Source organism: Spirosoma lituiforme (genome assembly GCF_054776635.1).
Window position 1 is genome coordinate 1 of record NZ_BAAHBO010000011.1, and the last position, 22,995, is coordinate 22,995.

The following is a 22,995-nucleotide window of genomic DNA, read 5'->3' on the forward strand; positions in this document are numbered from 1 at the left end:
TGTCTACTCAAATATTATCCGCATGATAACGGTACAGCTTACGCAAAGCAGTCTTATACGATTGATCGGCAGGAATACGAAGAAAGGTATCGGTTGGATTACCCTTTTGTTGGTCTGCCTGGGGCACCCGCTACGGGCCCAGGTGATCTATGTGGACGCCGTGAAGGGTGATGATCAGGCTACGGGCTCCGTGAGCCAGCCAGTGGCCAGTGTGCATCAAGCAGTCCAATTAAGCCGTACCTTTTCAGGGGAACGGGATATCACCATCAAATTAGCGCCCGGCCTGTATGTTCTCTCCCAACTCATCAAGATTCAGCCCGCTGAGAGGGCTGATACGACTCGTTTCATTCTGGAAGCGCTCGTCATGCCCGATGACCCGGCCTGGAAACCGGCCAGTATGCCCGTTATTCAGTCCATTTCTGCCAACAACTTAACGACCTATTTTGAGCACTGTGCTGGGCTGGAAATTCTACGCAACAAGGTGTCAATACGAGGCATAAAGTTTGTCGGCAATGCCAACCCGTCGGTTGAGTACTACTATCCCATTGAACGTGACAGCGCCAACTTGAAGGACTTAACCGTATCACAATGCTTGTTTATCGGCGAGCGTAACTGGGCCCCCATTCAAGGTGCTGTCTATATGGAGGGGGCCAACACGGTTCAGGTAGATCATTGTATCTTTTACCACTGTAAGAATGCACTGCTACTCTTCTATTCGGCCAAAGGCTTTTCGCTCACCCACTCCATTATCGACGGGGCCTACGAGTCCGCTATCTGGTATGGGTATAAGAAAGAAGCAGACGCCCCCTTTGTCTTTCGGAATAATATCATTACCGGCAGTGACTACTTCTTTTTAAGCTCAAAAAGCGAAAATCATCCTTTATTTACATTTAGCAACTCGGTAATTACGGGCAACGTCCATTACATGGGCGTTTATGATAGTGGTCAAGGGCCAACCCCTTACCAGCGCCCTGGTACTCACCAAGAAAGGGGTATTCGGAAAATGGGAAAAGTTATCCTAAACCAGGTTACCCCGATGGGTATCCCCCGCAATTATTTGCACCCTACGGCTCAATCAGCGGGTTACGATCTAGGTGCCGGGTTGTTCAGAATAAATCCCCAAAAATAGCTAATCCGGTCACTAATCAGTTGTATATAGGGCATCTTGAACCGTGTAGAAGAATCAATCCTTTATGTTCAAAGCACGGCAATGAAAACACTTTCGTGGCCAGAATGAGTTATAAAGTAGGGGTTTGAGAGGTTTATTTTTCTTAAAAATCAGGGCTTCATTTAACGCCCGAATTAGGTACGTGAGAATGTTACATGTCTCAAGTGGGAGGGTATTTTGAGATTGTGGAAGGGGATTAAATTCTTAAAAGGACATGACCTTGTTTTAACCCCCTGAATGGCTGGACAAATTTTCGAGGCCTGGCCTCCCTAAGAACAGCCTTTGAAAAATGAATGTCAGTTGAAACGTTTCAAATTATTCCCAGCATTTCTGTCCAGTAAAGTAGCATAGGGGTCTATTCCCACAAATTCCGGCCGGCCCTTTACTTTAACGCTAATCGTATGCGTTCCCGCCTGTAGCTTATACCTCTTTACATATAAAGGATTCGTTTGCCGTCGTCCGGCTTTATTCATGGTACCTCTTGCGAAAACACCCAAGTCTATGTAATCATTTGTCGTTGGGGCAGGTACTTCTTTACCGGTTTTATCCAGCACTGTTTTGGCAACATGCACCGAAAAGGTAACCTGGTATTCGTTTTTTTCAATCGGAATGGCTTTAGCCGCTAGTATCTTGTTATCATATAGGGTTACCCTTAGCCAGTTATCGGCTAAATAGTAGGCTAAGGAGTCGGGCACATGCTTTTGCAGATACTCGTAAAGATCATCATTACCGGCATACGGCGGTTTGTTTTTAAAGGCATACGCCTGTTTAAAAGCATGCAAAGCGGCATTTAAACGATCCTCGCCGATTAGGTTTTTTAACCCATACAGGACCACGCCGGCTTTTGCGCTTTGCTGGGGGAAGTTCATCGTCATCAGCGGTTGTTCGGGTTCATTCAACCGGGCTCTCCGGTAATGGTAATCCGTCAACTGATCCAAAACGATAGCACGCATGTTCGTCGCTCCGTACTTCTTTTCCATCAAGGCCAGCGCGCTATAAGTAGCCAGCCCCTCGGGTATGATCAATGAGCCAACCGTGTTATTGGGCGCTACCTGGAAGCGCCACCATTGCTGGGCCAACGTACGGGCGGTACGGAAACACGTATAATCGAACTGGTTCGGGTCGCTGACATGAGCGTTCCAGGCAAAATCTTCTGTATACGCATCAAGCGTAGCCAGCGACGTTATTTTGTTTTGATAAACATTGGTCTCGGCCAGGCGGATTGCCTTGAAGGGGTACTCCCCGTAAGCCTGGCTGAAATAATGAAGCCCATCTTTATAGGCGGCCATAAAGCGGATGATATTGGCGGCATGTTGGGGATGATAATAAATAGCGATTGCCACCGAATGATCCAATTGCACTGTGTCCTGCAAAACAGCATAGCGGGCCGATAGGATACTTATGGGCATATAAAGTCCCGGATCGGTTTGTGTATACTGAAAATAATTGCGCCCGTTCTGCTTCCATTGGTTAACCAATGTTCCGGGCGCGAGCGCCGTTTGATCAGCCGAGGTGCTAACGGTTATATCCAGCTTTAAGAGGTCAATGGTCGGTCCTGCTTTCAAGGTTGCCCGTCCGGCAGGGTCATCCTGCGGAATAGCACCAGGCTCGTTTTTTTTAGGTAAATGGTATCTTCGGCGTTCAAAGGGGTCGGTCAACTCCTCGAAAGCATCGTACCCCAAGCTTGGCAATCCGCCTTGAAAAAAAGTGCCGTTATGCAGCATAGTTTCGGCGTAGGTATCATTGCGGAAGCCGGGATAGCCCTGCCAGGATTGGACTTCCAGCAGCAACGAATCACCCGGCAGCAGCGCCCCCTCAAACTGATACAGCCGGTATTCAGCCGGTTCACGTGCTGGCCTGAAAAAATTAAATAGCCCGCGAGGGTAATAGAGCGGATAGGTATAGGGGATCGCTTTCCCGCCGGTTTTGACCCTAAAATCGGTTAATTCCTCACCATCGACGAGTAATTGGGTAATTGGCTGTTTTGTTTTATTTTGGATGGTAACCCAGGCATGGGTTAACGCTTGCTGTTTAGCTGGGTAGAGGTCAACCTGTGATCTGATCCGGGTTACTTTTGGCAGCGGCAGTCCGGCAAACTGTTTTAGGACCGTCTCAAACCGTACTTTACGTTCTGTTTGCTCGTGTTGAGTCAGGTAATTGTTCAGGTAGCTTACGTTATAATAAATAAAGATACCGACAATCAGGAAAGCGGCTAAGACAACCAAGGTTATGCATTTAGTCGTCTTATCAAAACGTTGTGTAGCCAAGCTGAACCTGTCTTTGAACGTACTACTTATGCCACGATTATAGCCTAAAGCGGAAAGGATAATGAGCAGCCCGCCAAACAGCAGCCAATAGGTATTAAACCAACTTACCGGTACCAACATATGCCCTAGTCCGTCCATATCGGACAATTGATAAGTGGGGGTAATACCATAAAGCAGCAGGTGATAATCCAGAGTGCCTGATTTATTTAAAAAGAACAAAGCCAGCCAGAGTAGTAGCCCAATGGTATGACCTACAAATTTTTGATTAACCAGTACATGCACCACATAACAAAAGATGACAATCTGGATGAATCGCGGTAGTAACAGCACAAAAACCTGCGTAGCATATAATCCGAAATTAAACTGGTAGAACCCTTGCGCGATCTGCACGCTTAAGCCGCAGATTACCGGGATTAGGGCCATACTCATGCCCAGCGTAAGTAAAGTAAGCAGTTTAGCCGCGTTTAACAGGCGGTTTGATGGCGGTAAGGTATCGTTAATGACGGCAAATCCGCTGCTGCGTTCGCGATGCACGATTTCGCCGGTATAAAACAGGAGGAAAAGGAAAATATAAAAGGGAAACGTATCATTGAAAATAGTAAACAGCAAAACTGTGCGCGGAAACTCGGGTATGCCAAAGGGGGAAACACCCATCCCAAAAGCTAACAAAAGAAAAAAGACACCACTGGCTAAAATGATCCAGAAATAATTGTCGGTAACCAAATTCAGCCATTCTGTTTTGACCAGGCTTACCACTATGCGCCTGCTATACGGGTTATTAAAACTGACATGGACGTTTGGTATGGGTGCTACCGGTGTGTCTGAAGCGGTGTCAACAACGAGCTTTTTAGCTGTTTGCTCCTTAAAAAAACGGCCAAAGCTAAACCGGCCATAAGCCGAAAACAAGATAGCCAAACCAATCGCTATCCATAGCAACCTGTTTACTAAAAACGTCCCCCTGATGGCGATCAGAGACGAATTTTTCTGGATAACGGTCGCCTCATTGGCTTGCAGCATGACCCCGTTAATGGCAAAAGGGTCAGCCAGGTTGACCACGGTGGCGCTGTGGTCATGCATCAGGAAAAAGAAAGACAAAAAATAGCCCAGGAATAAAAGCACACCACCCCCATAGATCACCTTTACACTGCGCGTTAGTGAAACCAGCCCGTAAAACAAGGATGCCGTAAAGAATAAATTCGGCAGGGCGATGGTAAAAAATGGGTGCAGGTAGTAAGCGGGCGCATTGGTCCCGTATTGTTCAGCGTAGCGCCAACCCAGTACAGGGCCAAGCAGCGTACCCCCATAAGCGCCAATGATCATTCCACTGGCGATAAAAAGTAAGCAGCTAAAAGCGCCAAGGTATCGTCCCCAGAAATAACCGGCCTCGCTGATGGGATACGTCAGGTAATACTGTTGCGTGCGGTATTCAATGTCCCGGTAGATCGGCAAACCCATCACCGATGAACCGATCATGGCCAGGATCATACTCATGGCCGCGCACCATAAGGCGAGTACAAAAGGCGCATTGATATGCTCTTTTTCCGATAAGGGTATAGAGCCGGTCGCAAACGTGCCCAGGCTAAACATCAGTACAGCGGCAAAATATAAATACGTGGCGGGCCGCCGGAACTGTATGTGCAGCTCGAATAGAAATAGTTTAGTAAACATGAGTAGCCCGATTAATGATCTGGGAGAAATAAACATCTTCCAGGCTGGCTTCAACCGGGATAAATCCGTCCCCTGCTTCTTGTTCCGCCATTATCCGTATATGCAGTTTGCCGGTTTTTAATTGGGTTGAAATAACGTCGTACTTCGTCTTATACTGGTCGAGTTCAGCCGTTGTAATGGCTTTGCTATAAATCTTACCATTTAGTGCGTTAACGGCTTCACTCGGTTCGCCCGAGTAGCGTACCTCACCCCGGCTGATGACCGCGAAACGGGAACAAAGCGTACTGACATCGTCCACAATATGGGTAGAAAGGATCACAATCGTATGTTCGCCCAGGCTGCTGAGCAGGTTATAAAAACGGTTTCGCTCAGTGGGGTCAAGTCCGGCGGTTGGTTCGTCAACAATGATTAGTTTTGGATCGCCGATCAAGGCCTGTGCGATACCGAAACGCTGTTTCATCCCGCCCGAAAAAGTACCGAGCTGTTTTTTACGGTCAGCAAACAGGTTAACTTGTGCCAGTAAGGCTTCCACTAATGCCCGGCGTTCGGCCTTATTCCCCACGCCCTTTAACTGCGCGATATGATCTAATAAACGTTCGGCGGATAGTGTAGGGTAAACACCGAAATCCTGGGGCAGGTAGCCCAATAGTTGCCGCACTTCCGTCTTGTTGTTTAACACATTCAGGTCATCCAGAAATATACGGCCGTTATCCGCTTCCTGTAGCGTAGCGATCGTACGCATTAGGGATGACTTACCCGCGCCGTTTGGGCCCAGTAAGCCAAAAAGCCCGTTGGTAAGAGTCAGGGAAACGTTCGTAAGAGCACGAACGCCGTTGGAATAGGTCTTGGATAAATTGTCGATCACTAAGTTCATCGCTTCTTTTCTTGACTACGGGTCAAAAATGGCGGAGCGAAATGAGAAAGAAGAACGAACTGGTCGGACAACCCGAATACGCTGACGAACAGTTGGTCTATCCTGACCAGATCGTTTGTCAGCCGTTTACGGCCCTATGACCTGCCGTGCCATTCGTTGGTCAGGGATAGGCTATAATTACTAACTATAGCCAGATATTTGACGTATGAAATTACCGGCCAGCTACTTCGACGTATTTTTTGAAAAAGGGAAAAGGATACACCTGTTGGTTTTCCTGGCTTTATTAATCCTGTTGGTCGTTGTGCTTTACATCAGCCGCAACGGGCGTTACGCGCCGGGCGCATTCGTTAGCTATGCCTGGGTTATCGCTTGCGTTTACACGGGCCGATGGCTGTGCCGCAACTGGTTGCTTAATGGACAGTGGGTTGGCCTGGTGATGATGCTTCTCGTTGCCCTTATCGGGCTTGGCGGGCTCGGCCTTGCGGTTTACATGTATTTTTTTGAACCGAATCTCCCGCTCAATCATATCATCGAATCGGGTATAAATAGTACGGTGGTCACCTTCGTATTGCTATTTGGCGGCTTTTTTTTGGCGGTGATCAGGAGCGCAATCCGGGAAAAGATGAATGGGCTCGTCCTTGCCGAACAAAAAAAGGGAAGCGAGCTGAGCCTGTTGCGTTCGCAGGTAAGCCCGCATTTCTTGTTTAATACGCTCAACAATATGTACAGCCTATCCATTAACCGACCTAACCAGATGCCTGCTTTATTGCTGAAACTGTCCGAGTTACTGCGCTATTCCGTTTATGATGCCGATCAGCCCCTGGTTCAATTAAACGATGAACTGGACTATATCCGTAATTACATCGACCTGGAAACCATCCGGAGCGCGGACAGGCTTTCGCTCATCGTTACCCTACCTGATGCACCCGCAGAGTTGAAAATAGCCCCCATGTTGCTGGTCGTATTCGTTGAAAACGCGTTTAAACATTCCCGTAATACGCTTGAGAGTGACATCCAAATCGGTATCCATTGCCAAATTGTAAATGATCATATTTATTTCAATGTGACGAATAGTTACAGCGAAAACTCAGTGAGGATTAGTACTGATAAACGCAATTCGGGCTTTGGTATAGCCAACGTAATCAAACGGCTGGATTTGCTTTACCCCGGTGAATACAAGCTAAACCAAACCCATACTGAAAATCGATTTAAAGTAGAACTTTGTCTTAAAGTAAACTAAATGGATCAGTTCACCTGCCTTATAGTCGATGACGAGCCTTTAGCCAGGGAGCTGATGGTAACTTATTGCGGTTACCTGCCGCAGCTCAGGATTGAGGCCGTTTGTGGTAATGCTTTCGAAGCAAGAACGATGTTGCTGGAAAAAACCATTGCCATCCTGTTCCTGGATATTCACATGCCCGTGTTGGATGGTATCGGTTTTCTACAAACGCTAAAAACCAGGCCTCAGGTCATCATGACCACCGCTTATAAAGAGTACGCCGTGAATGCATTCGACTTAGCGGTCTGTGATTACCTGGTCAAGCCGTTTTCGCTGGAACGGTTTATTATGGCGGTCGATAAAGCCACGGAAAACATCGGCTCCCGAAATAACCGTAAGCCGGTAGCTAAAGTAGCAGACGATCATCTTTTTATAAAAACGGAAGGCAAGATCTATAGGATAAACCATGACGAATTGCTATTTGCCGAGGCACATGGCAATTATACCAGGGTCGTCACCATTGATAAAACGGTAACACCTACGATGTCTTTCTCCAGCTTAGAGCAGCAACTACCCGCAACGCAATTCATCAAGGTGCATCGGTCCTTTATTATTAACAAATCAAAGGTCGGGCGCATCGAGGGAAATAGAGTATTTATTGGTGAACAGGAAATCCCTATTGGAAAAAATTATCGGGATGAATTATTTAAAAAATTGGGCTTGTAATTACTACTTAATAGGCTTGTATTTATAATTATCCAAATTACTATGAGCGCATCAAAACGGATGCGGTCTTCACTCGACAGGTATTCACGGCGGGTCATAGAGGAGTAGCAAAAAACGCCCGTTTTAGGTGATGGAAATGATTATTGTCTTCGAAAGGACAATCTAAATAATATGAAGTCTCAATATGTTATCTCACTAATCAAAATCGAAATCTCACATTTTAGCTGAGTTTGTGAGACTGATTTTCCCCCAAATAACGAATTTGGTCCGTATTTTAGATTTGCCCTATAACTTAAGATACCCCCGCTTTGCCTGATGAGTATTGTCAACGGCGGGTAGATGTTTATCTTCATTCACATCTAAAAAGGGGTAAGGAATTAATAACGACTCTTTACGCAATGGCCGTGAGAGAAACGGTACGATTCAAGTTCTTCTAACGACCAGTCGCCATACGTAGTCAAGGCTTTTTGTAGAAACTCCGTCAGGGTAAGTTTTCCTTTCACGCCCAAATTTGTTTTTTTATCCTTGAACTTATCCAGTTTCGCTTGCTCTCGCACAACCCAGTAAGACCAGGTAGAAGGGAACGCTCTGTATAAATAGACGATCTCAGCGGGGCTTTGAAACGGGCACATCATACAGTTTGATGGGATGGGAACCTGATGGCCATAACTGGCAATTAATTGCTGGCAGGCGGCCCGGTTTAAACCCAACTGGACCAGTGGGTATTCATGGCGAACGCAAACCTGCCGCCATACGGGTATACTATTCGTTTTTTGTGATTGCTGTTCAAATAAGGGTAGGGTCTCGCCGATGACTAAGGGTTTATGAACGATTGCCCTTTCGATTCGTTTCTCTTCGCCGGCGGCGAATCCAATCCAGCTTACCAATTGCCCATATTGAGCTTTATACTCGTAATACACTTTGTGGCCAATCGCTTTGAAGCCGTAGGCCTGGCGTAGCCAGTCCCCTAAAAACCGGTAACAGACCTGGACCTTCAACTGATCGGTACAGGACTTTTGAAAGCCTACACCCATAATGGAATTATTTTTTTCCATCTGATGCATCAGGCTTTGCCAGGTACGGCCATGATACCCCATATCCGCGCTTATGAGGTAAAATTCAATGCCGACTTGTTGACACCAGTGCTGCAAGCTGGCCACGTACGCCATTGTTTTTGGAAACTCGTTACCGGTATCCGCCATGATACAAACAAAGTGGCCTTGAACCAACTGGCGACGAAACGCAGCATCATAATAATACTTCAGTAAGAGAGCCACCGAATCCTGCCCCCCCCCCACAAATAAGACAGTAGTGGGTTTAGTTAGCAGGCCCAACTTGGCATTCCGTTTCCACATAGACGAGCAGGCAGCCGGTTAATCGACCGTTTATATGTTTATGAATTGATCGACCGATTAAATGAACGGAGCCAAGACAGCTTGACACTGTTTATAAACGATAAACCTTTGTCTATCAGCTATATAAATATAATCAATCGAATTAGAAGGAGCAACAGAATGAATGGCTTAGCCCTTTTTTAAGCCCGTCCTTCCCCCCTTTATCACTTTGTGAATTTCGTGTTGTGTTTGTAGAGTGTCTGTGTAATGATGGTGTAGTGTTGTAGGGGCGGTTGTTGTCCGTTGTATACCCACCGGGATACACAACGGACAAGGGTAATTAAGCCGCAACGGGTAAGGCTTCCGTCTGTAGATTACTCGCGTTACTTTCGGCCTCTAAAAGTTGCTGTAGCTGTTGCACGGATTCTTCGAGCGCGTCTAATTCAGCCTGCCGTTTGAAGGTTTGGGTTAGTCGGGGGCTGTATTCATCGATTACCTGCTGACTGTACGCTATAGACTGCCGGGCCGATACTGGCGCATCCGTAATCCGTTCCAAATTAGCTCGTAGGGATGGAATTAAGCCGCTGGCGTGTTTTATAGCAACCATTAAACTCAATCCCCAACTGTACTCAATTCCATAGGAAGGCTCTGTAAAATCGTCAACTATAAGCAGTCCCTGTAAGCCAATCGTTAATCCATTTATTTTCAGCGTTCCCCGCGCTTCGGCTCCCCGTTTAGCAAGGTGTCTTAACCGAAGAAAATAATCTTCTAAATCATGGCCCCACTTCTCCGAGTACATTTTACCGGCAAATTCTACGCTGTCAATCGTAAATCCATTGGGAAATTTACCGCCTATTATCTCAGCTTCCATGTCCAGTTGAGGGAGCTGGGCAAGTAGTTTGTTTACTACGTTTCGGTTTCGTTCAATCATTCCCTGCGCGTCTATCAACGTCCGTTGCCAGTTCTTTTTCTGCTGTTTCAGGCGGGTAAGCTCATGGTTTTGTGCCGTGTACATCAAGGCGTATTGACTACCCGAAAGCGTTGCCATCATCTGGTCAAATGACATGGACGAAAAATCATCATCGGACGAAACATCACTGATAGAATCGGTTAAATTGGTGCCTTTAAGGACCTGATTAATAAACTTCTGTTTGATTGCCAACCGGCCATAAGCGGTTGCATCCAGGGTTCGTTCTACGCCGTAGGTCAAAATTTCTACTGGTATTTTCCAAAGCGCATGTAAGTTTCCTTGGCGAAGGATTCGCCCGTTACGCTGGCCGAAATCCGTTGGCCGTGCGGGGGCGTCAAGGTGGTGAACCGCGTATAGGCGTTCCTGAACGTTTACTCCTACGCCCATGCGTTCCGATGACCCTAATAATATCCGTACGTCGCCGGTTCTTACATTTTGAAAGATAGGTTCCCGCTTATTGGCGTCTGCTGGAACTATAGCAATCTGATTAGCTTCTACGCCTAATGCGATTAATTTAGCCTTTATATCCTCAAACAGGTTGAAACGAGGTTTGCCAAAATCAGGATTTGGGTAGCGTTGTTCGTCGTCCCAAAATTCGTCCGTAGTGGCCGGGCTCTGGTACAAATCGGAAAACACAAGTTGCGTTCCTTTATAAGATTCTGTCTGAACATAGCGGCTGAATAGTTCAGCTACGGCGCGGTTTATTTTAGAACCGTCTTCGTCGGGATTACTTCTAGATAGTAACCGAATGTCGAGCGTGGCTTTTTTGGCCTGTCCGAACATGACTAACGGAACGTGAGCGTTTTCCTTTTTCTGCTTGCCCGACAATTTTTCGTACCAGGATAGCGTCTGTCGGACCACGTTTAATTCTGCCGCAATCCCTTCTGTTTGGGGCAATAAAATACGGGTATAGCCGGGTTCTATGCGCTGGCTACCGTCTTCCTGGGTTGGGGTTTGCTCCTTAAGAACGGGTAAGGTGGCGTCTTCCTTAAACTCAATTACATCCTCATTCAGCACGACGTCAACGTGACTTCGGTAGAGGTCTGATAACTGCTGAACATTCACAAACTTTGCGAACCGTTCAATTGCCTTAAACTGGCCGCCCGGTGTTAACTCAAACGATGGAATAATTTGTCCAAAGGTGCTCGCAAACTGGTCAAACGTAGTCAGTTGCAGGGATTCCAACCTTTCAATGGCAAGGTAGCGTAGCATTGTCCATGCCTCGGCCATTGTGTTACTGATAGGCGTACCCGTAGCCAGTACAACCCGCCCCCCTTTGCGTTGAATTGTCCGGCATTTTGCCATTGCTTGAAACGCATCTTGTGACCCCTCCGAATCGATACCTTTGATATTCCGGCGGTGCGTGTGGAAGCCGTAGCGCTTATACTTATGGGCCTCGTCTAAGAATAAACCATCTACACCTAACTGCGCGAAATGTAAAATATCGTCCTGCTTGCGGTCGGCCTGCGCTTTGCGCCTGACCTCAACGCTCAGTTTTAATTTGTTCAGCGCCTTAATGCGCTTTTTACTGGCGCGTTGGTCTTCTCTGGATGAACTGCCCTGCGCTTCAATTCGGGCAATTTCTTCACTGATCAATTCCTCCTCGGCGGTCGGGTCGGAAGGTATTAATTTCAAGAACGATTGCGGTAAAACAATTCCATCAAATTTATTGGTGGCAATGCGTTGTAGAAACCGTTTTCGATTGGTGGTTTCCAGATCGGATTTCTCCGGTACATAAATTAACGCGGATGGATACAACGTTCGCCACGCTCTAGCAAAATCCCTTACCGTTGAATTTTGCACGGCAATAATAACCTTCGACAATCGCCCTAGCCGTATCATTTCCATAGCCGCAGAAATCATGGTAAAGGTCTTACCCGTACCTACTTCATGGGCCAACATAGTATCTTCATCTTTTATCCGTTCGACGCCTTTAAACTGGTGGTTCCGCAAAAAAATGAAAGGACTGGCACCGGGATAATGAGCTACCTGTGGTCGGTGATACGTTTTAAATACGTGGCCGTTAAAACGGTCGTTAAACGCTTTTTCTATGCGTTCCACGTAGTTTGTCCGGCAGTAATCAATAAACAGCTCCTGTAGGATTTCCTGCGCTTGTACGGCCTGTGAAGTGGCTTCAATGTCCTTAACCTCCCGCTTATTACCTTCTGCGTCAAGAATGGTTTTTGTAACCACGACGCTACGTCCATTGAGCGCGGATTCGATCAAATCAGATGCTTTACGCTCTGCCGTTCCCATAGATCGGTTTTTCACCGCGTAGGGATTGTTGACCGTAAGATCATACGCACAGGACTGATCGTTATACCGTAAGCGTATATCAAGTTCAAGTTCGTGCTTTATCCACTCCTTAATTAGTTCGGCTGGTAGCCAGACGGAACCTAACTGGAAAGTGATTAATGAGAGCGGAACCGTTGGGGGCATGACAGCTTCCAGGGCAAGGATGTTGGCCTGTAATGCTGGTTTCTGATCCAGCCATAATCTTGCCTGTACTATCTTCTCTCTAATATCCCCTGACAAATACGTGTCACGATCAATCAACTTATCAGTCGCCGGGTGTCGAAAAACCAATCGTTTTGTGATTAATTCATGCTCAACTTCGGAAACTGTTTTGGTTAATTTTGCCGCAATAAAGGCGCTGTCTATGCGTCCGCACTCATAAAGGGAAACCCGTAATGCATCCTCGGCGGTTTCGACCACTGACAAGGGACGGAGTGGATAAACCCGCTCGGTCAGAATAGCCGATTTGCTAATGACATCTTTTCCGTCCTTTCCTTTTTCAATCAGTTCAAGGGCCTGAACCATCAAAAATTTAGGGTCGTACCCTTCCAAAAAAGCAATTGAGCGGTTTTTATTAAGCCTACCGAAACAACCCGTAAAGCGGTAATATTCGTTGTTTAATGCCTGCCGCAATGGGTCGGTAACAACGTCGGCTTCTGCGTTCAGTTCCGCACGTAGCAACGCAGAGAAGGCGGCTTTTAAGGTCTCGTACTCGCGGATAATCAGGGATTGGGTAAAACTGCGCCCTTTGATGTTTACGCGTCCTGCATAGCCATTCACCGCCATACGGCCCAATTCGCCAAATGGGTTCCGGTTAAGGGGTTTAAAAATGGCTGTTGGCAAAAGGGTTAATGCGCCGTCAAGACGAGTGGTCAATTCGTTGGGATTAGCCAGAAATAACGTTTGGGAATCTCCCCGGTATAAACCGCCTTTTCCTACTTCTTCGGCCAGAAACATTTCACCCAGCATCATTGCAGGCCGCTCGGCAAAATACTCATTTATGATAATCGATTTCGCAACTTCGGTTTCTTCATCGACCGGGGCTATCGTGCGTACGGTCGTTGTTCCGACATATGAAAATTGGCTAAACCGGCGTACACTAGCTACGCACTTTTGCATAAATAAAATATCGGTCGTTACTTCTGTACCTGCGTTTTGCTCAAACGCACAACTTGGCAACCGGATAGCCCCTACCAGTTCCATTCCTTCCCGATGCAAGTTTTGGCGAAACTTACGGCTTCCACTATCCAGCGTTCCCGCTGAGGTTATCAGAGCCAGTAACCCCCCTTCCCGAATTAACCGGGCTGAACGGCCAATAAAGTAATTATGAATTGGTAGATCGGATAAATCCCGATTGTGACGGTCGTACACTTTGTAGTTGCCAAAGGGTACATTTCCAATGACTAAATCAATACTTTCAGGCTGAATCTGTACGTCCTCAAACCCGCTCACGTGGGTTTCAAGTTCAGGATACAGCAACCCTAGAATCTGCGCCGTCAGCGTATCCTTTTCGATAGCCGTTACGCGGCTTTGCTGACGTAAATTGTCCGGCATGGCACCAATAAAATGACCACTACCCGCCGCGGGCTCTACTATGCGCCCTCCGGTAAATCCCATTGAAACAACGGCTTGCCAGATGGCTTTGATAACGGTATGACTGGTATAATACGCATTTAGCGTTGATTGGGAAGCACGTTCTATTTCTTCATCAGATAACAGTTCCCCTAGTTCCAAACGTGCTTTATAATAGCGTTTACCCCAACGTTCCACCTCGGCGCTCATGGGCGAGAGCTGGGCGGTTGCTTCTCCGTACTCGGCAAAGGCTTCCAGATTCCACACGTTTGCCAGTTCCCCCCAGCCTGAAAACTGAACTAACAGCTTTTTTTCGTCGTCGGTAGCCGGTCGATCTTCCCGCAGTAATTGTTTGGCTAACCGGATAGCCGTGACGTTGGCAATTAATTTGGCCTTTTCTCCAAAAGGGGTTAATACCGTATTATGATTAATTCGGAAATAGGAATGCAGGGGGGGGATTGCGTCAAGCAGTCCAGAAGCCGCAAGCGCGGTTGGCTGGGTAAGCTGGCTAACGACCTCTTTAGTCAGGGCATCAAACCCAATGGAATCAAAGATGCTCAACTGCTGGTACAAAGATTGTCCAGCCGTCGGTTTTTTCTTTACGGAGCGGTTCATTAAAAGGGCGTATTTGTTGCGATTATCTATTACTAAAATACGCCTTTATTTTCAATAAATCAACTATAAAATCAAATATACGAAAGTGATTAGCCGTTTTTCCCCTTATTCCCTATTGTGGTGAGGGTGTCAGTGCCTAACGGTACGTACTATACGTTTAATAAAATGGTATTGTGTAATCAGGTGTGGTGCAGTAGTTCTTTGTTCAATCCCTGCCGCCCTGCACGTACTACTGTCAATAGATTCGGTAGCGTTTGAATAAATCAGCAATGAGCCTGGTACCAGGCTCATTGCTATGATGGGATTCAGGTAATTCCTTACAAGGAATCAACAACGAGTACTTTACCGTTCGAAAGTTTTCTGATGATGTGTAGCAAATTTCGATCAATAAGCCAGGCTTTGGGAAACGCCGTGTAAACATCCGCTTCCCCTACGCAGAAAAAGCTACCCGTAGCTTTCTGGACAACATCAACTGACTCATTGAAGGCCACATAATACTTACCCTCACCGATCAGTACGGTTGGCATAACCAGTTTATTGTTGATGTATTGAATACCGTGTTGGTTGGCATCCCTAAATAGGGAGGCTTGTTGAGGAGTCATAGCGGTCACGATTATTGATTTACTAAAGATAGTAAATTATTAGCGTCAACCGAAGTTAAACATTTAACAGTCAGAGTAATACAAAAGACTTATCCCCTCTATCCCGTTACTTATACCGGGAAATTGACTCAGTGCCAAATTAATTCATCTGTTTTAAAGTCCGGATGATAGACCGTCCCATTTGGGTCTTGAACGGTGAGCACAATACGGGTTGCACCCTGTTGGATGACTGATGAAACCAGTTGCTGAATTTGTTTTTCCCGCTGTTGAGGCTGGTCCGATGGTTGCTGAAGTGGTGCAACGGCGGTTCTTGTCCTGCCTTTATAGTATTCGTACAAATCCAGTATTTGAGCCTGTGGGTACAAATCGTTAACTGCGTCAAAGTGAACCGTCATGAGTTTAGCCCTGTAAGGTTTATCCTTTTTATACTAGTCTGGGAGTGCATCCTGCATCCTATCAAATATACTACCGATTGGCTTTCACTCAGGAAAACTGCTCTATTAATGTTTCGGGGATTGCCTTGGCTTTGTAGTAGTCCCTTTCTGGTTAAATGTTACTGGCAGTGCTGGCGTTGAGTTGCTTATTGTTAGAATACCCTGTTGATGCGGATTAGCGGCCAGGGGTGGTTTGGGCGGGGGAAGCAGTTGAATATGTCGTGGGTTGGCGACGCTCTGCCGGATGATCTGTTTACTCGTTTCCCACCTGCGGCCATTTAGCATATCAATGGCAGTAGTGGTACGTTCAGCATCATCAAAAAATGTAATTGCCCGGCGCGTATGCTCAAGTGCTTGTGGGGAAGGGTTAAACTGATTTTGATAGTTAATTAATATTCTCTCAAATGGCATTTTCTGGAGCAACTCGGCTAAATCAACGTAATCCCGACGGGCTCCCCGGTTAGCGGCCGCATGAAGTTTCATGGCCGATGCATCATCGAGACCTATTACTCTCAACCCATTGACCTCAAGTGGGCTGTGCTTCATTGGGTAAGGAAACTTGATCATATCCAGTTTAACACCGTCCAAAAAGCCCCTGATCCCCAGGTCACCCATAGACGTTATATCCAACCGGTCCCCGAAGGTTTTCTCCATATAGGATTTCATCTTGGGCGCTGTTACATTAAGGGGACTGAAGAGGTCAATGTCAGTGCTCATGCGGTGACCCAGTTGAAGCGTTAGTGCCGTTCCTCCGCACAGGACAAATCCAGCCTCCTTAAGGGTTGGGTTCGCCATTAATTCATGAAGTACGTTGAACGTACTGGTATCCAGGCTCTGATAATGCAGCATCATTTTCTACGCGGGTTAAACACTCCGCATTGTCATTATAAAATGAATTTTCAATAGACAATATAGAAAATATTTATCGTTAATAATAGCTTATTGCCTAGTAATGAGCTAATTATACTAGCTCATTACTAGGCTTTCGAAATCTTTCACTACGAGTATGTTATTAAAAACTGACGAATTGAATGGGTTCTGCGGCTTTTTTACGGTAGCTCAGGAAAGCAGTTGGCTCAACACTCCACCACAAACTGCAGAAAGAAATGGTAGTCGACTGGAGTTCGGGGGCGTTAAATAATGCCTGTTTAATTCGTTCAATACCAAAATAACGGACTGCTATGGCTCGGTCCTCATGCGTACCATTGTCCATTACCCTTGCTATAATCGTATCTGCATCGACTGGGTTATTGATATCCATCTTTTGAGTATCTAAACCCCAAAAACTACGTTTATTGAATTGCAGAGAAACGGGTTTGGATTCAGAGGAGACATTCATCGTTTTTGTCGTTTAAATCTGATTTGTTGACCGGCAGAGTCCTGTTGTTAGAAAAACCATTAATACCTAAAAATAAACGAGATAGGTGTCGTAGTCAAGTATTTTAGGCTTGTTTCGACTTAAGGTGCTAACAGGCAGTAATTTAGAATTATTGGTGTGAGGCAGCGGATTGTTGACGTATTCTTCCCATACGTGGCAGGATCGCAGCAGGCGAATCATCTGGACCTCCACGCCAGTCTGATAAATCATTAGGATCTGAATTACCATTATTGCCTAGTATTGGCACCAAAATCGTCAAGGAGCGTTTTATTAGAAACAGACCAACTACTGTCAGGCTAATCTAAAACATGGTTGAATAGATTTCATTTAAGGTTGATGGCTTCAACATCCAGCCACTTCCCCAAAAAAGCATAAGCCCGATCAAACTGAGAGTGATTCCTTTTTTTAATTTAGTTTTGGCAACGGGTTTACTACTATACTTTAGGTAGACAAAATCTTCTATTAAGATCAGAAACAGAATGAGCAGTTTTATTCGCCAAGTAACGGTAAAAATACTGCCGGCTTCTTTGGTATTGTCCAGTCTAACAACGATTCTGTCCATAAACTGATGTGGTAAGTTTATCGTCTGTAAGATTCCATTACCGATCACGTAGTAGTGAAAGATCAACAGGGCATATGGTAACCATTCATAATCACAATAAGCACGCTCTTTGTCTTGTTCAAAGTCCTTTCTCATAAGTGGTCGACTAGTTGATGTAAGTTGAGATACCGTTAGATTGAGATTAAATTCATGATAGGTTATTCTGATTGTCGGCGTTTCGAATTAATTCACCGATTTGATTTCGTACTAAATCCATATTTTCCTGAAAACGCAGTTCAATCTGCTCGTCGGTAAGTCCTTCCAATTCTGGATGAGCTGGTAAGATTGTCGATCGACGATTTGCCAGCCAGGGGGTCGATTCTAGAGGGATTTTAGCAATAAACTTTGCTTGTCCTTCTGAACCGGCGAATGAAGGTGATACTCTCCCGGCGAAATACCCGTAAGGCATCGTCCGTAGCATGTCTTCAGTAATCATCTTAGCCTTTTTTGTTCTGGATGCAGACTCATCAGTGCTCCATTCAGCTACTTCATTCAGCCGACTGGCCACGCGCGCCGCTGAGGGTCCGAAACAGGCCCCCGTGATAAGGGTGTTAGGTAGATCGAAAATTGCTTTTACTTCGTGTTTACCATAGTTACGTTCCAGCTGAACTACGTCCTGCATTGTAAAACAGGTAGCTACTTTATTCGAGCGGCCGGTTGCTAACAAACTATCAAGTCCATCGATATAGATCGTAGGCAATTCATCGACGATAAATGCCTTTTTGCCGTCATCCCGCCTGTTAATCTGATGACCAACCTGTCTGGCCAGCAACGCTAATGATACACTATAGGCTGAGCTATGCTCCGGATGATTAATTAGGCTTAGAATTTTTGGGGCCTTCGAATCATTAATGTCCACCAAGGGCTCCTCGCCAGTCATAATCCAGTACATCTCCGGATGATTAGCCAGACGAGATAGCCCTACTCGGGTAACAGCCAGTATGCCTTCAATATGGTCAAATGAATCCGTTGAGATACCTTCTTCAAAGCACTTTCGCTAAGGCTGGATCAAGGGATATAATTCCGGGAGCGTGTCCAACAAGGCAAATACGGTTTGATAATCCTGAAGCGCAAATTCAATCAGATGGGGTAAACTACAGTAAGAAGTCGATATATTTTTACTTGCCATTTGCGCATCAGTATATCGTTTCAGAAACCACAAACAGGAGGCCAGGTAAGTAATGCTTGACTCGACGAAAAAATCACCTCGTTGCTGTATCCAGACTTTATTCAGATTGCAAAGAATGGAAGCAGCGGCCAGTTGAGCATCTATAATACTCAGTAGCTGATTGCCCGCAAAGGGGTTGCAGCGTACCGAATGGGTAGGTGACATGAAATTAACTGCATGAAACGTAGCGTCTACCCCATATTGTTTTTTGAAGACATGCTGGTTTGTCTGCAGGGTGTGAAAGGCGACTTGACTTAAATAATCGTCCTTATATTCGTAGAGCGAAGTAACAAATCCCTTCTCAATAAACTGCTTGACATAGTTGTGAACAATCGTCTTGGTCTTACCGGATCCGGGGGAACCCAGAACCAGATTTCCCCGGAAAGGATTGAGAATGTTTAACCATTCCTTGTATTTGCCAGCATAAAAATCATTGGTTACCAAGGGAATGTTTATGGAATACTCGTTACCCTGAAAGCTGGTAAACTGGGAAAATGCGTGGTCTAAGTGGTCGGAATCATTGAAAATGTTTTCCATAGGTTAGTCTGTTTTTAGTTGAAGTCCTTTGCTTTTTTATGCTTGTTTAGTTGCCACGTAGCGGGTTAAATTAAAGTGGCAGATTAATTGCCGTCTCATCAACAGCTGTAGGTTGCCGGGTAGGATTTTGAGCCAGTACCTGCTGAAACTGCGGCGTTTTTTCCATCTTTTCCCGAACTGTCTTACTGAGTGAATTATATAAGGCCCAGTCAAAATTGGTATAAGTCAGGGATTGGAATGAGAGATCGGTTTCAGGGTAAAACTCATCTTCTGGAAAAGCCTCGAGGCTGATAACGATAGGTTGTTTTCCCGTTTCCTGTTTGGTTGTGACCAAACAGGGCATACCCAGGATCGATAACACGTCAAATGGGGTGTTATCGTATTCATCCCCAAATTCACGTCCTCTCATAGCGACGATATCTTTGTAGAGGTGAGCATTTTGTTGCAGTGAGAAAAGATATTCTTTATGCACCAGAGCGGGCCGGGGTTGATCGCCAATCATTAGCGTTATTGACGGAATTACCCAGGTTAATAAGAGACGAGGCCGGATGGTAGTGACGTTGTTCCAAACGGTTGGTAAACTACCAAGCTCAATAATTCGACGTAGTAAAGCGGGGTGAGCCGCATCAGGTAGTTGCTCCCGAAGTTGGTTCTTTTTGATGATCGTAGTTAAGCTCATGATTGAAACAGATTAGCGTAAACCAGGTGGGGTAAATTAATTGGCAAAGGCTTCTAGGTAGTGGTAAAGCCGACGTCTTGACCAGGGCAGGCGGTCGCCACTGTGGAGGAGCATCATGCCTTTACTGGCCCAGCTTGCACTGATTTTTCTGCCGGCCGGTGGCGATGAATCATGAAACCGTTTAATGTAGATTGGATTAATTAGATGGCCTTTGTTGATGCGCAAAAAATGAGGAAGTATCGCTTCGATTCGCTTCAGCGTACTAGCCAGTATATGCTTTTCTCCATTGGCCAGGTATAACCAGGTATAATTACGTTCGCCCTGCAAACGAATGATCTGGTCCGCCTCAATCAGTTCGCGACCATGGTATCCTGCAATCAACAAGTAGGATCCCGAAGAAGTGGATTTACCCTTTTTCATCGTAGTGTAATCATTACTTAACTAATGTCTTTTTATACGCAAAGATATTCTTATAAAATAATTTTCAAATTAATGATATGAAATTCAAATCAAATAATAAAAAAAGTCGACGAATTTTTTCATTCATCGACTTTTCAGGCATGTGGGCATGATGACCGGGGCGATCTGAGCAAGTAAGGCAATCGCTGCCGGCCTTTTTCCATAGGCAGTCGGGTTTTAGAGTAAATAGAGATTAGTTTACAAACCGAGTGGCTAGACCAAGCGATCAACCTTTTTTGGCAACTTGTTTTGGTTGGCCTTTGCCTCCCGCCTGCGATTTTTTCCAGGTTTGATAGCTATTTAGTATTGCCTGGCAGTTTTCGCTTGTCAGTTGCTTGATCTGCTCGGTGGTTGTAATTTGCTGAGGTAAACGGGCATAGGTCTTACCATCAGTTACGTACTGGCCATGTGGACCCTGACGGACTTCATACTTTCCTACTTTGTGAATCAAATTTTCCTGACGCTGCTGGAGCTGCTGGTTTTTCTTTTCCAGTAATTGCATGACCAGGTCCAGCGTAATTTGATCTGGTTCATACTGGCGTGCATCCAGGAATTCCCCTTTATACAGGACGTAAGTACCGTACTTCCCCTTGCCGGTTTTTACGGGTTCTCCATTAAGTTCTCCAACTTCAAGCGTCGATGGGGTTCGGACGACGTCCTGCTGAGATGCATCCGCTAACTGCAGCAAATGCTGATGATCCGTATCAAACTCACTTACCACTTGTTTATAAGTAGCTTTTCCACCGGCAACTTCATCCAGACGCTTTTCCATGGAAGCTGTGAACGCGTAATCGACCAGTTTGCTGAAATTAGCTTCCAGATATTCAGTTACCTGATGGCCCACTGAACTCGGGACTAATTTGCTCTGATCACCGCCAACGGTTTGCTGCTCTACTTTTTTTTCCAGTTTATTATTTTCCAGGGTAAGAATAACTGATGGAAACTTTGAGGCTGGGATAGAATCAGTACGCACGTAATCACGAGCCTGAATTGTACCAACAATGCTGGCGTACGTAGATGGGCGCCCAATGTCCCGTTTTTCCAGTTCACGAATCAGACTGGCCTCGTCATATCGTTTGGCGGGTTGGCTGTAGGTTTGCCGGCCAACGAGTTTCTGACAGCGTAGTTTATCTCCTTTGGCAATTTTTTTAAGGGATGTTGTTTCTTCTTCCCCTTCTTCATCGGCTTCTTCGGCATAAACGGCTAGGTATCCATTGAACTTTTCCACTTTAGCTACGGCCGTAAATAAATCCTGTGGATCAGCTGAGGTGATGAAGATCGTAGTCTGTTCAAACAAGGCCGGTTTCATCTGGGAAGCCATAGCCCGACGATATATCAGTTCGTAAAGCGCCTGTTCATCCGGTGTATCACCAGCTTGTTGATGGTAAAAGTGAGTTGGTCGAATGGCTTCGTGAGCCTCTTGTGCAGCTTGCTTGGCCTTGAAGGTTCTTGCCTCAAAATAGGATGCGCCTATACGGGTATTCACCTGTTCTTTAATAGCCTCGACGGCTTCCTGCGATAAATTAGGAGAATCCGTACGCATGTACGTGATATGCCCTTTGGCAAATAACTCCTGGGCAACCTCCATTACTTTTTTGGCTGACCAGCGTCCCGCTTTCTTACTGAGCTTCCGGATTGCATCCTGTTGCAGGGTGGAGGTGGTAAAAGGTGGACTGGGTTGACGCACCAACGGTTTCACCTCAATGTTGGCCACCGCGTAGGTTTTCTGTACCGATGCTTTTAAATACGAAACAATAGCGTCTTCCGTCAGAAACGGTTGATGGTAGGTTGCCTTGATCCCTTCACCATTTGGTGTCAGGAATTCCCCCTTAAGTCTGAAATCCGATTTTGATTTAAAAGCTTCAATGGTTCGCTCCCGTTCCACAACTAAACGCAGGGCTACCGATTGGACCCGGCCAGCACTTAGCCGGTTGCCTAGCTTGCGGCTCATGAGTGGTGAAATCTCGTAGCCTGTCAACCGATCTATTGCCCGGCGACCCTCCTGGGCACTTACCAGTTTCATATCCAGTACCCGCGGGTTTGAAACAGCTGCTGCAATCGCTTTTTCGGTGACTTCGTCGAAGGTTACCCGCTTGGTCTGGGGAATCGGAATACCGAGGATTTGAGCTAAGTGGAATGATATAGATTCTCCTTCCCGGTCCAAATCCGTTGCCAGATAACAGTTGGCAATCCCGACCTGCTGAGCCAGGCCTTTGATGTCCTTAACGATCTTCAGTTTATCAGGATGCAGCTCATAGCTCAGGCCATATCCCTGGTCCCGATGGACGCCCAATGATTTGAGGGGCAGATCCCGAAAGTGACCCACTGAAGCGACGACTTTCCAAACGCCAGCTCCGTAGAGTTTGTCAAGAATGGAACTGATTTTTTTACATTTATTCGGCGATTCAACAATTAGCAGTTTTTTCACG

General features: G+C 46.0%; 18 protein-coding genes. 3 read left to right on the forward strand and 15 right to left on the reverse strand.

Features of this window, described 5'->3' with window-relative positions:
• Nucleotides 1–1,129 (forward strand): right-handed parallel beta-helix repeat-containing protein (locus ACYU87_RS25250; RefSeq protein WP_461136790.1); only part of this gene is annotated, 1,129 nt, incomplete at its 5' end.
• Nucleotides 1,130–1,464: 335 nt separating this feature from the next.
• Here ACYU87_RS25250 and ACYU87_RS25255 read toward each other — a convergent pair.
• Nucleotides 1,465–5,103 (reverse strand): ABC transporter permease/M1 family aminopeptidase, encoded by a 3,639-nt coding sequence (locus ACYU87_RS25255; protein WP_461136791.1) that lies wholly within the window; start codon nt 5,101–5,103, stop codon nt 1,465–1,467.
• Nucleotides 5,093–5,977, reverse strand: coding sequence for an ABC transporter ATP-binding protein (locus ACYU87_RS25260; RefSeq protein ID WP_461136792.1), 885 nt, complete (start codon nt 5,975–5,977; stop codon nt 5,093–5,095). Before ACYU87_RS25260 ends, ACYU87_RS25255 begins: the two co-directional genes overlap by 11 nt.
• Before the next feature lie 205 nt (nt 5,978–6,182).
• Between ACYU87_RS25260 and ACYU87_RS25265 the strand changes: the two genes are divergently transcribed.
• Together ACYU87_RS25265 and ACYU87_RS25270 are read left to right on the forward strand one after the other, a co-directional pair.
• The gene (locus ACYU87_RS25265) at nt 6,183–7,217 is read left to right on the forward strand and encodes a sensor histidine kinase (RefSeq protein WP_461136793.1); all 1,035 of its coding nucleotides are present in this window, start codon (nt 6,183–6,185) and stop codon (nt 7,215–7,217) included.
• Nucleotides 7,218–7,922: a LytR/AlgR family response regulator transcription factor gene (locus ACYU87_RS25270; RefSeq protein WP_461136794.1), complete on the forward strand. Its 705-nt coding sequence runs from the start codon at nt 7,218–7,220 to the stop codon at nt 7,920–7,922.
• A 377-nt stretch (nt 7,923–8,299) separates the two neighbouring features.
• Here the strand turns inward: ACYU87_RS25270 and ACYU87_RS25275 are convergent, their stop codons facing one another.
• From ACYU87_RS25275 to topA, 13 genes are all read right to left on the reverse strand, one after another.
• Entirely contained in the window at nt 8,300–9,277 is a 978-nt protein-coding gene (locus ACYU87_RS25275) for an adenine nucleotide alpha hydrolase family protein (protein WP_461136795.1), read from the reverse strand.
• A 319-nt stretch (nt 9,278–9,596) separates the two neighbouring features.
• Nucleotides 9,597–14,708: an Eco57I restriction-modification methylase domain-containing protein gene (locus ACYU87_RS25280; protein WP_461136796.1), complete on the reverse strand. Its 5,112-nt coding sequence runs from the start codon at nt 14,706–14,708 to the stop codon at nt 9,597–9,599.
• A gap of 317 nt (nt 14,709–15,025) precedes the next feature.
• A complete protein-coding gene (locus ACYU87_RS25285; protein ID WP_461136797.1) occupies nt 15,026–15,310 on the reverse strand; it encodes a hypothetical protein in 285 nt (94 codons plus the stop codon).
• 128 nt (nt 15,311–15,438) lie between these two features.
• On the reverse strand, nt 15,439–15,705 hold the full coding sequence (locus ACYU87_RS25290) for a hypothetical protein (RefSeq protein ID WP_018621604.1): 267 nt from the start codon (nt 15,703–15,705) through the stop codon (nt 15,439–15,441).
• A gap of 105 nt (nt 15,706–15,810) precedes the next feature.
• Nucleotides 15,811–16,596: a nucleotidyl transferase AbiEii/AbiGii toxin family protein gene (locus ACYU87_RS25295; protein WP_461136798.1), complete on the reverse strand. Its 786-nt coding sequence runs from the start codon at nt 16,594–16,596 to the stop codon at nt 15,811–15,813.
• A 160-nt stretch (nt 16,597–16,756) separates the two neighbouring features.
• Nucleotides 16,757–17,083, reverse strand: coding sequence for a DUF6922 domain-containing protein (locus ACYU87_RS25300; protein ID WP_461136799.1), 327 nt, complete (start codon nt 17,081–17,083; stop codon nt 16,757–16,759).
• Between the two features lie 66 nt (nt 17,084–17,149).
• Nucleotides 17,150–17,332 (reverse strand): hypothetical protein, encoded by a 183-nt coding sequence (locus ACYU87_RS25305; protein WP_461136800.1) that lies wholly within the window; start codon nt 17,330–17,332, stop codon nt 17,150–17,152.
• Nucleotides 17,333–17,423: 91 nt separating this feature from the next.
• Nucleotides 17,424–17,819, reverse strand: a complete 396-nt coding sequence (locus ACYU87_RS25310; protein WP_461136801.1) for a YWFCY domain-containing protein — start codon at nt 17,817–17,819, stop codon at nt 17,424–17,426.
• 52 nt (nt 17,820–17,871) lie between these two features.
• The gene (locus ACYU87_RS25315; protein WP_461136802.1) at nt 17,872–18,615 is read right to left on the reverse strand and encodes a TraM recognition domain-containing protein; all 744 of its coding nucleotides are present in this window, start codon (nt 18,613–18,615) and stop codon (nt 17,872–17,874) included.
• 105 nt (nt 18,616–18,720) lie between these two features.
• Nucleotides 18,721–19,428 carry a hypothetical protein gene (locus ACYU87_RS25320; protein WP_461136803.1) on the reverse strand — a complete coding sequence of 236 codons (708 nt, stop codon included), beginning with the start codon at nt 19,426–19,428 and terminating at the stop codon, nt 18,721–18,723.
• A gap of 70 nt (nt 19,429–19,498) precedes the next feature.
• Nucleotides 19,499–20,107, reverse strand: a complete 609-nt coding sequence (locus ACYU87_RS25325) for a phage replication initiation protein, NGO0469 family (RefSeq protein ID WP_461136804.1) — start codon at nt 20,105–20,107, stop codon at nt 19,499–19,501.
• A gap of 36 nt (nt 20,108–20,143) precedes the next feature.
• Complete coding sequence (locus ACYU87_RS25330; RefSeq protein ID WP_461136805.1) at nt 20,144–20,527, reverse strand: LytR/AlgR family response regulator transcription factor; 384 nt, start codon at nt 20,525–20,527, stop codon at nt 20,144–20,146.
• 265 nt (nt 20,528–20,792) lie between these two features.
• Nucleotides 20,793–22,994, reverse strand: coding sequence for a type I DNA topoisomerase (gene topA / locus ACYU87_RS25335; RefSeq protein ID WP_461136806.1), 2,202 nt, complete (start codon nt 22,992–22,994; stop codon nt 20,793–20,795).
• Nucleotide 22,995 lies beyond the last annotated feature (1 nt).

Bases quoted from the DNA above. Each gene is read 5' to 3' on its own strand.
- ACYU87_RS25255 (WP_461136791.1), bottom strand. From the start codon at position 5,103: ATGTTTACTAAACTATTTCTATTCGAGCTGCACATACAGTTCCGGCGG.
- ACYU87_RS25260 (WP_461136792.1), bottom strand. From the start codon at position 5,977: ATGAACTTAGTGATCGACAATTTATCCAAGACCTATTCCAACGGCGTT.
- ACYU87_RS25265 (WP_461136793.1), top strand. From the start codon at position 6,183: ATGAAATTACCGGCCAGCTACTTCGACGTATTTTTTGAAAAAGGGAAA.
- ACYU87_RS25270 (WP_461136794.1), top strand. From the start codon at position 7,218: ATGGATCAGTTCACCTGCCTTATAGTCGATGACGAGCCTTTAGCCAGG.
- ACYU87_RS25275 (WP_461136795.1), bottom strand. From the start codon at position 9,277: ATGTGGAAACGGAATGCCAAGTTGGGCCTGCTAACTAAACCCACTACT.
- ACYU87_RS25280 (WP_461136796.1), bottom strand. From the start codon at position 14,708: ATGAACCGCTCCGTAAAGAAAAAACCGACGGCTGGACAATCTTTGTAC.
- ACYU87_RS25285 (WP_461136797.1), bottom strand. From the start codon at position 15,310: ATGACTCCTCAACAAGCCTCCCTATTTAGGGATGCCAACCAACACGGT.
- ACYU87_RS25290 (WP_018621604.1), bottom strand. From the start codon at position 15,705: ATGACGGTTCACTTTGACGCAGTTAACGATTTGTACCCACAGGCTCAA.
- ACYU87_RS25295 (WP_461136798.1), bottom strand. From the start codon at position 16,596: ATGATGCTGCATTATCAGAGCCTGGATACCAGTACGTTCAACGTACTT.
- ACYU87_RS25300 (WP_461136799.1), bottom strand. From the start codon at position 17,083: ATGAATGTCTCCTCTGAATCCAAACCCGTTTCTCTGCAATTCAATAAA.
- ACYU87_RS25305 (WP_461136800.1), bottom strand. From the start codon at position 17,332: ATGATTTATCAGACTGGCGTGGAGGTCCAGATGATTCGCCTGCTGCGA.
- ACYU87_RS25310 (WP_461136801.1), bottom strand. From the start codon at position 17,819: ATGAGAAAGGACTTTGAACAAGACAAAGAGCGTGCTTATTGTGATTAT.
- ACYU87_RS25315 (WP_461136802.1), bottom strand. From the start codon at position 18,615: ATGTACTGGATTATGACTGGCGAGGAGCCCTTGGTGGACATTAATGAT.
- ACYU87_RS25320 (WP_461136803.1), bottom strand. From the start codon at position 19,428: ATGGAAAACATTTTCAATGATTCCGACCACTTAGACCACGCATTTTCC.
- ACYU87_RS25325 (WP_461136804.1), bottom strand. From the start codon at position 20,107: ATGAGCTTAACTACGATCATCAAAAAGAACCAACTTCGGGAGCAACTA.
- ACYU87_RS25330 (WP_461136805.1), bottom strand. From the start codon at position 20,527: ATGAAAAAGGGTAAATCCACTTCTTCGGGATCCTACTTGTTGATTGCA.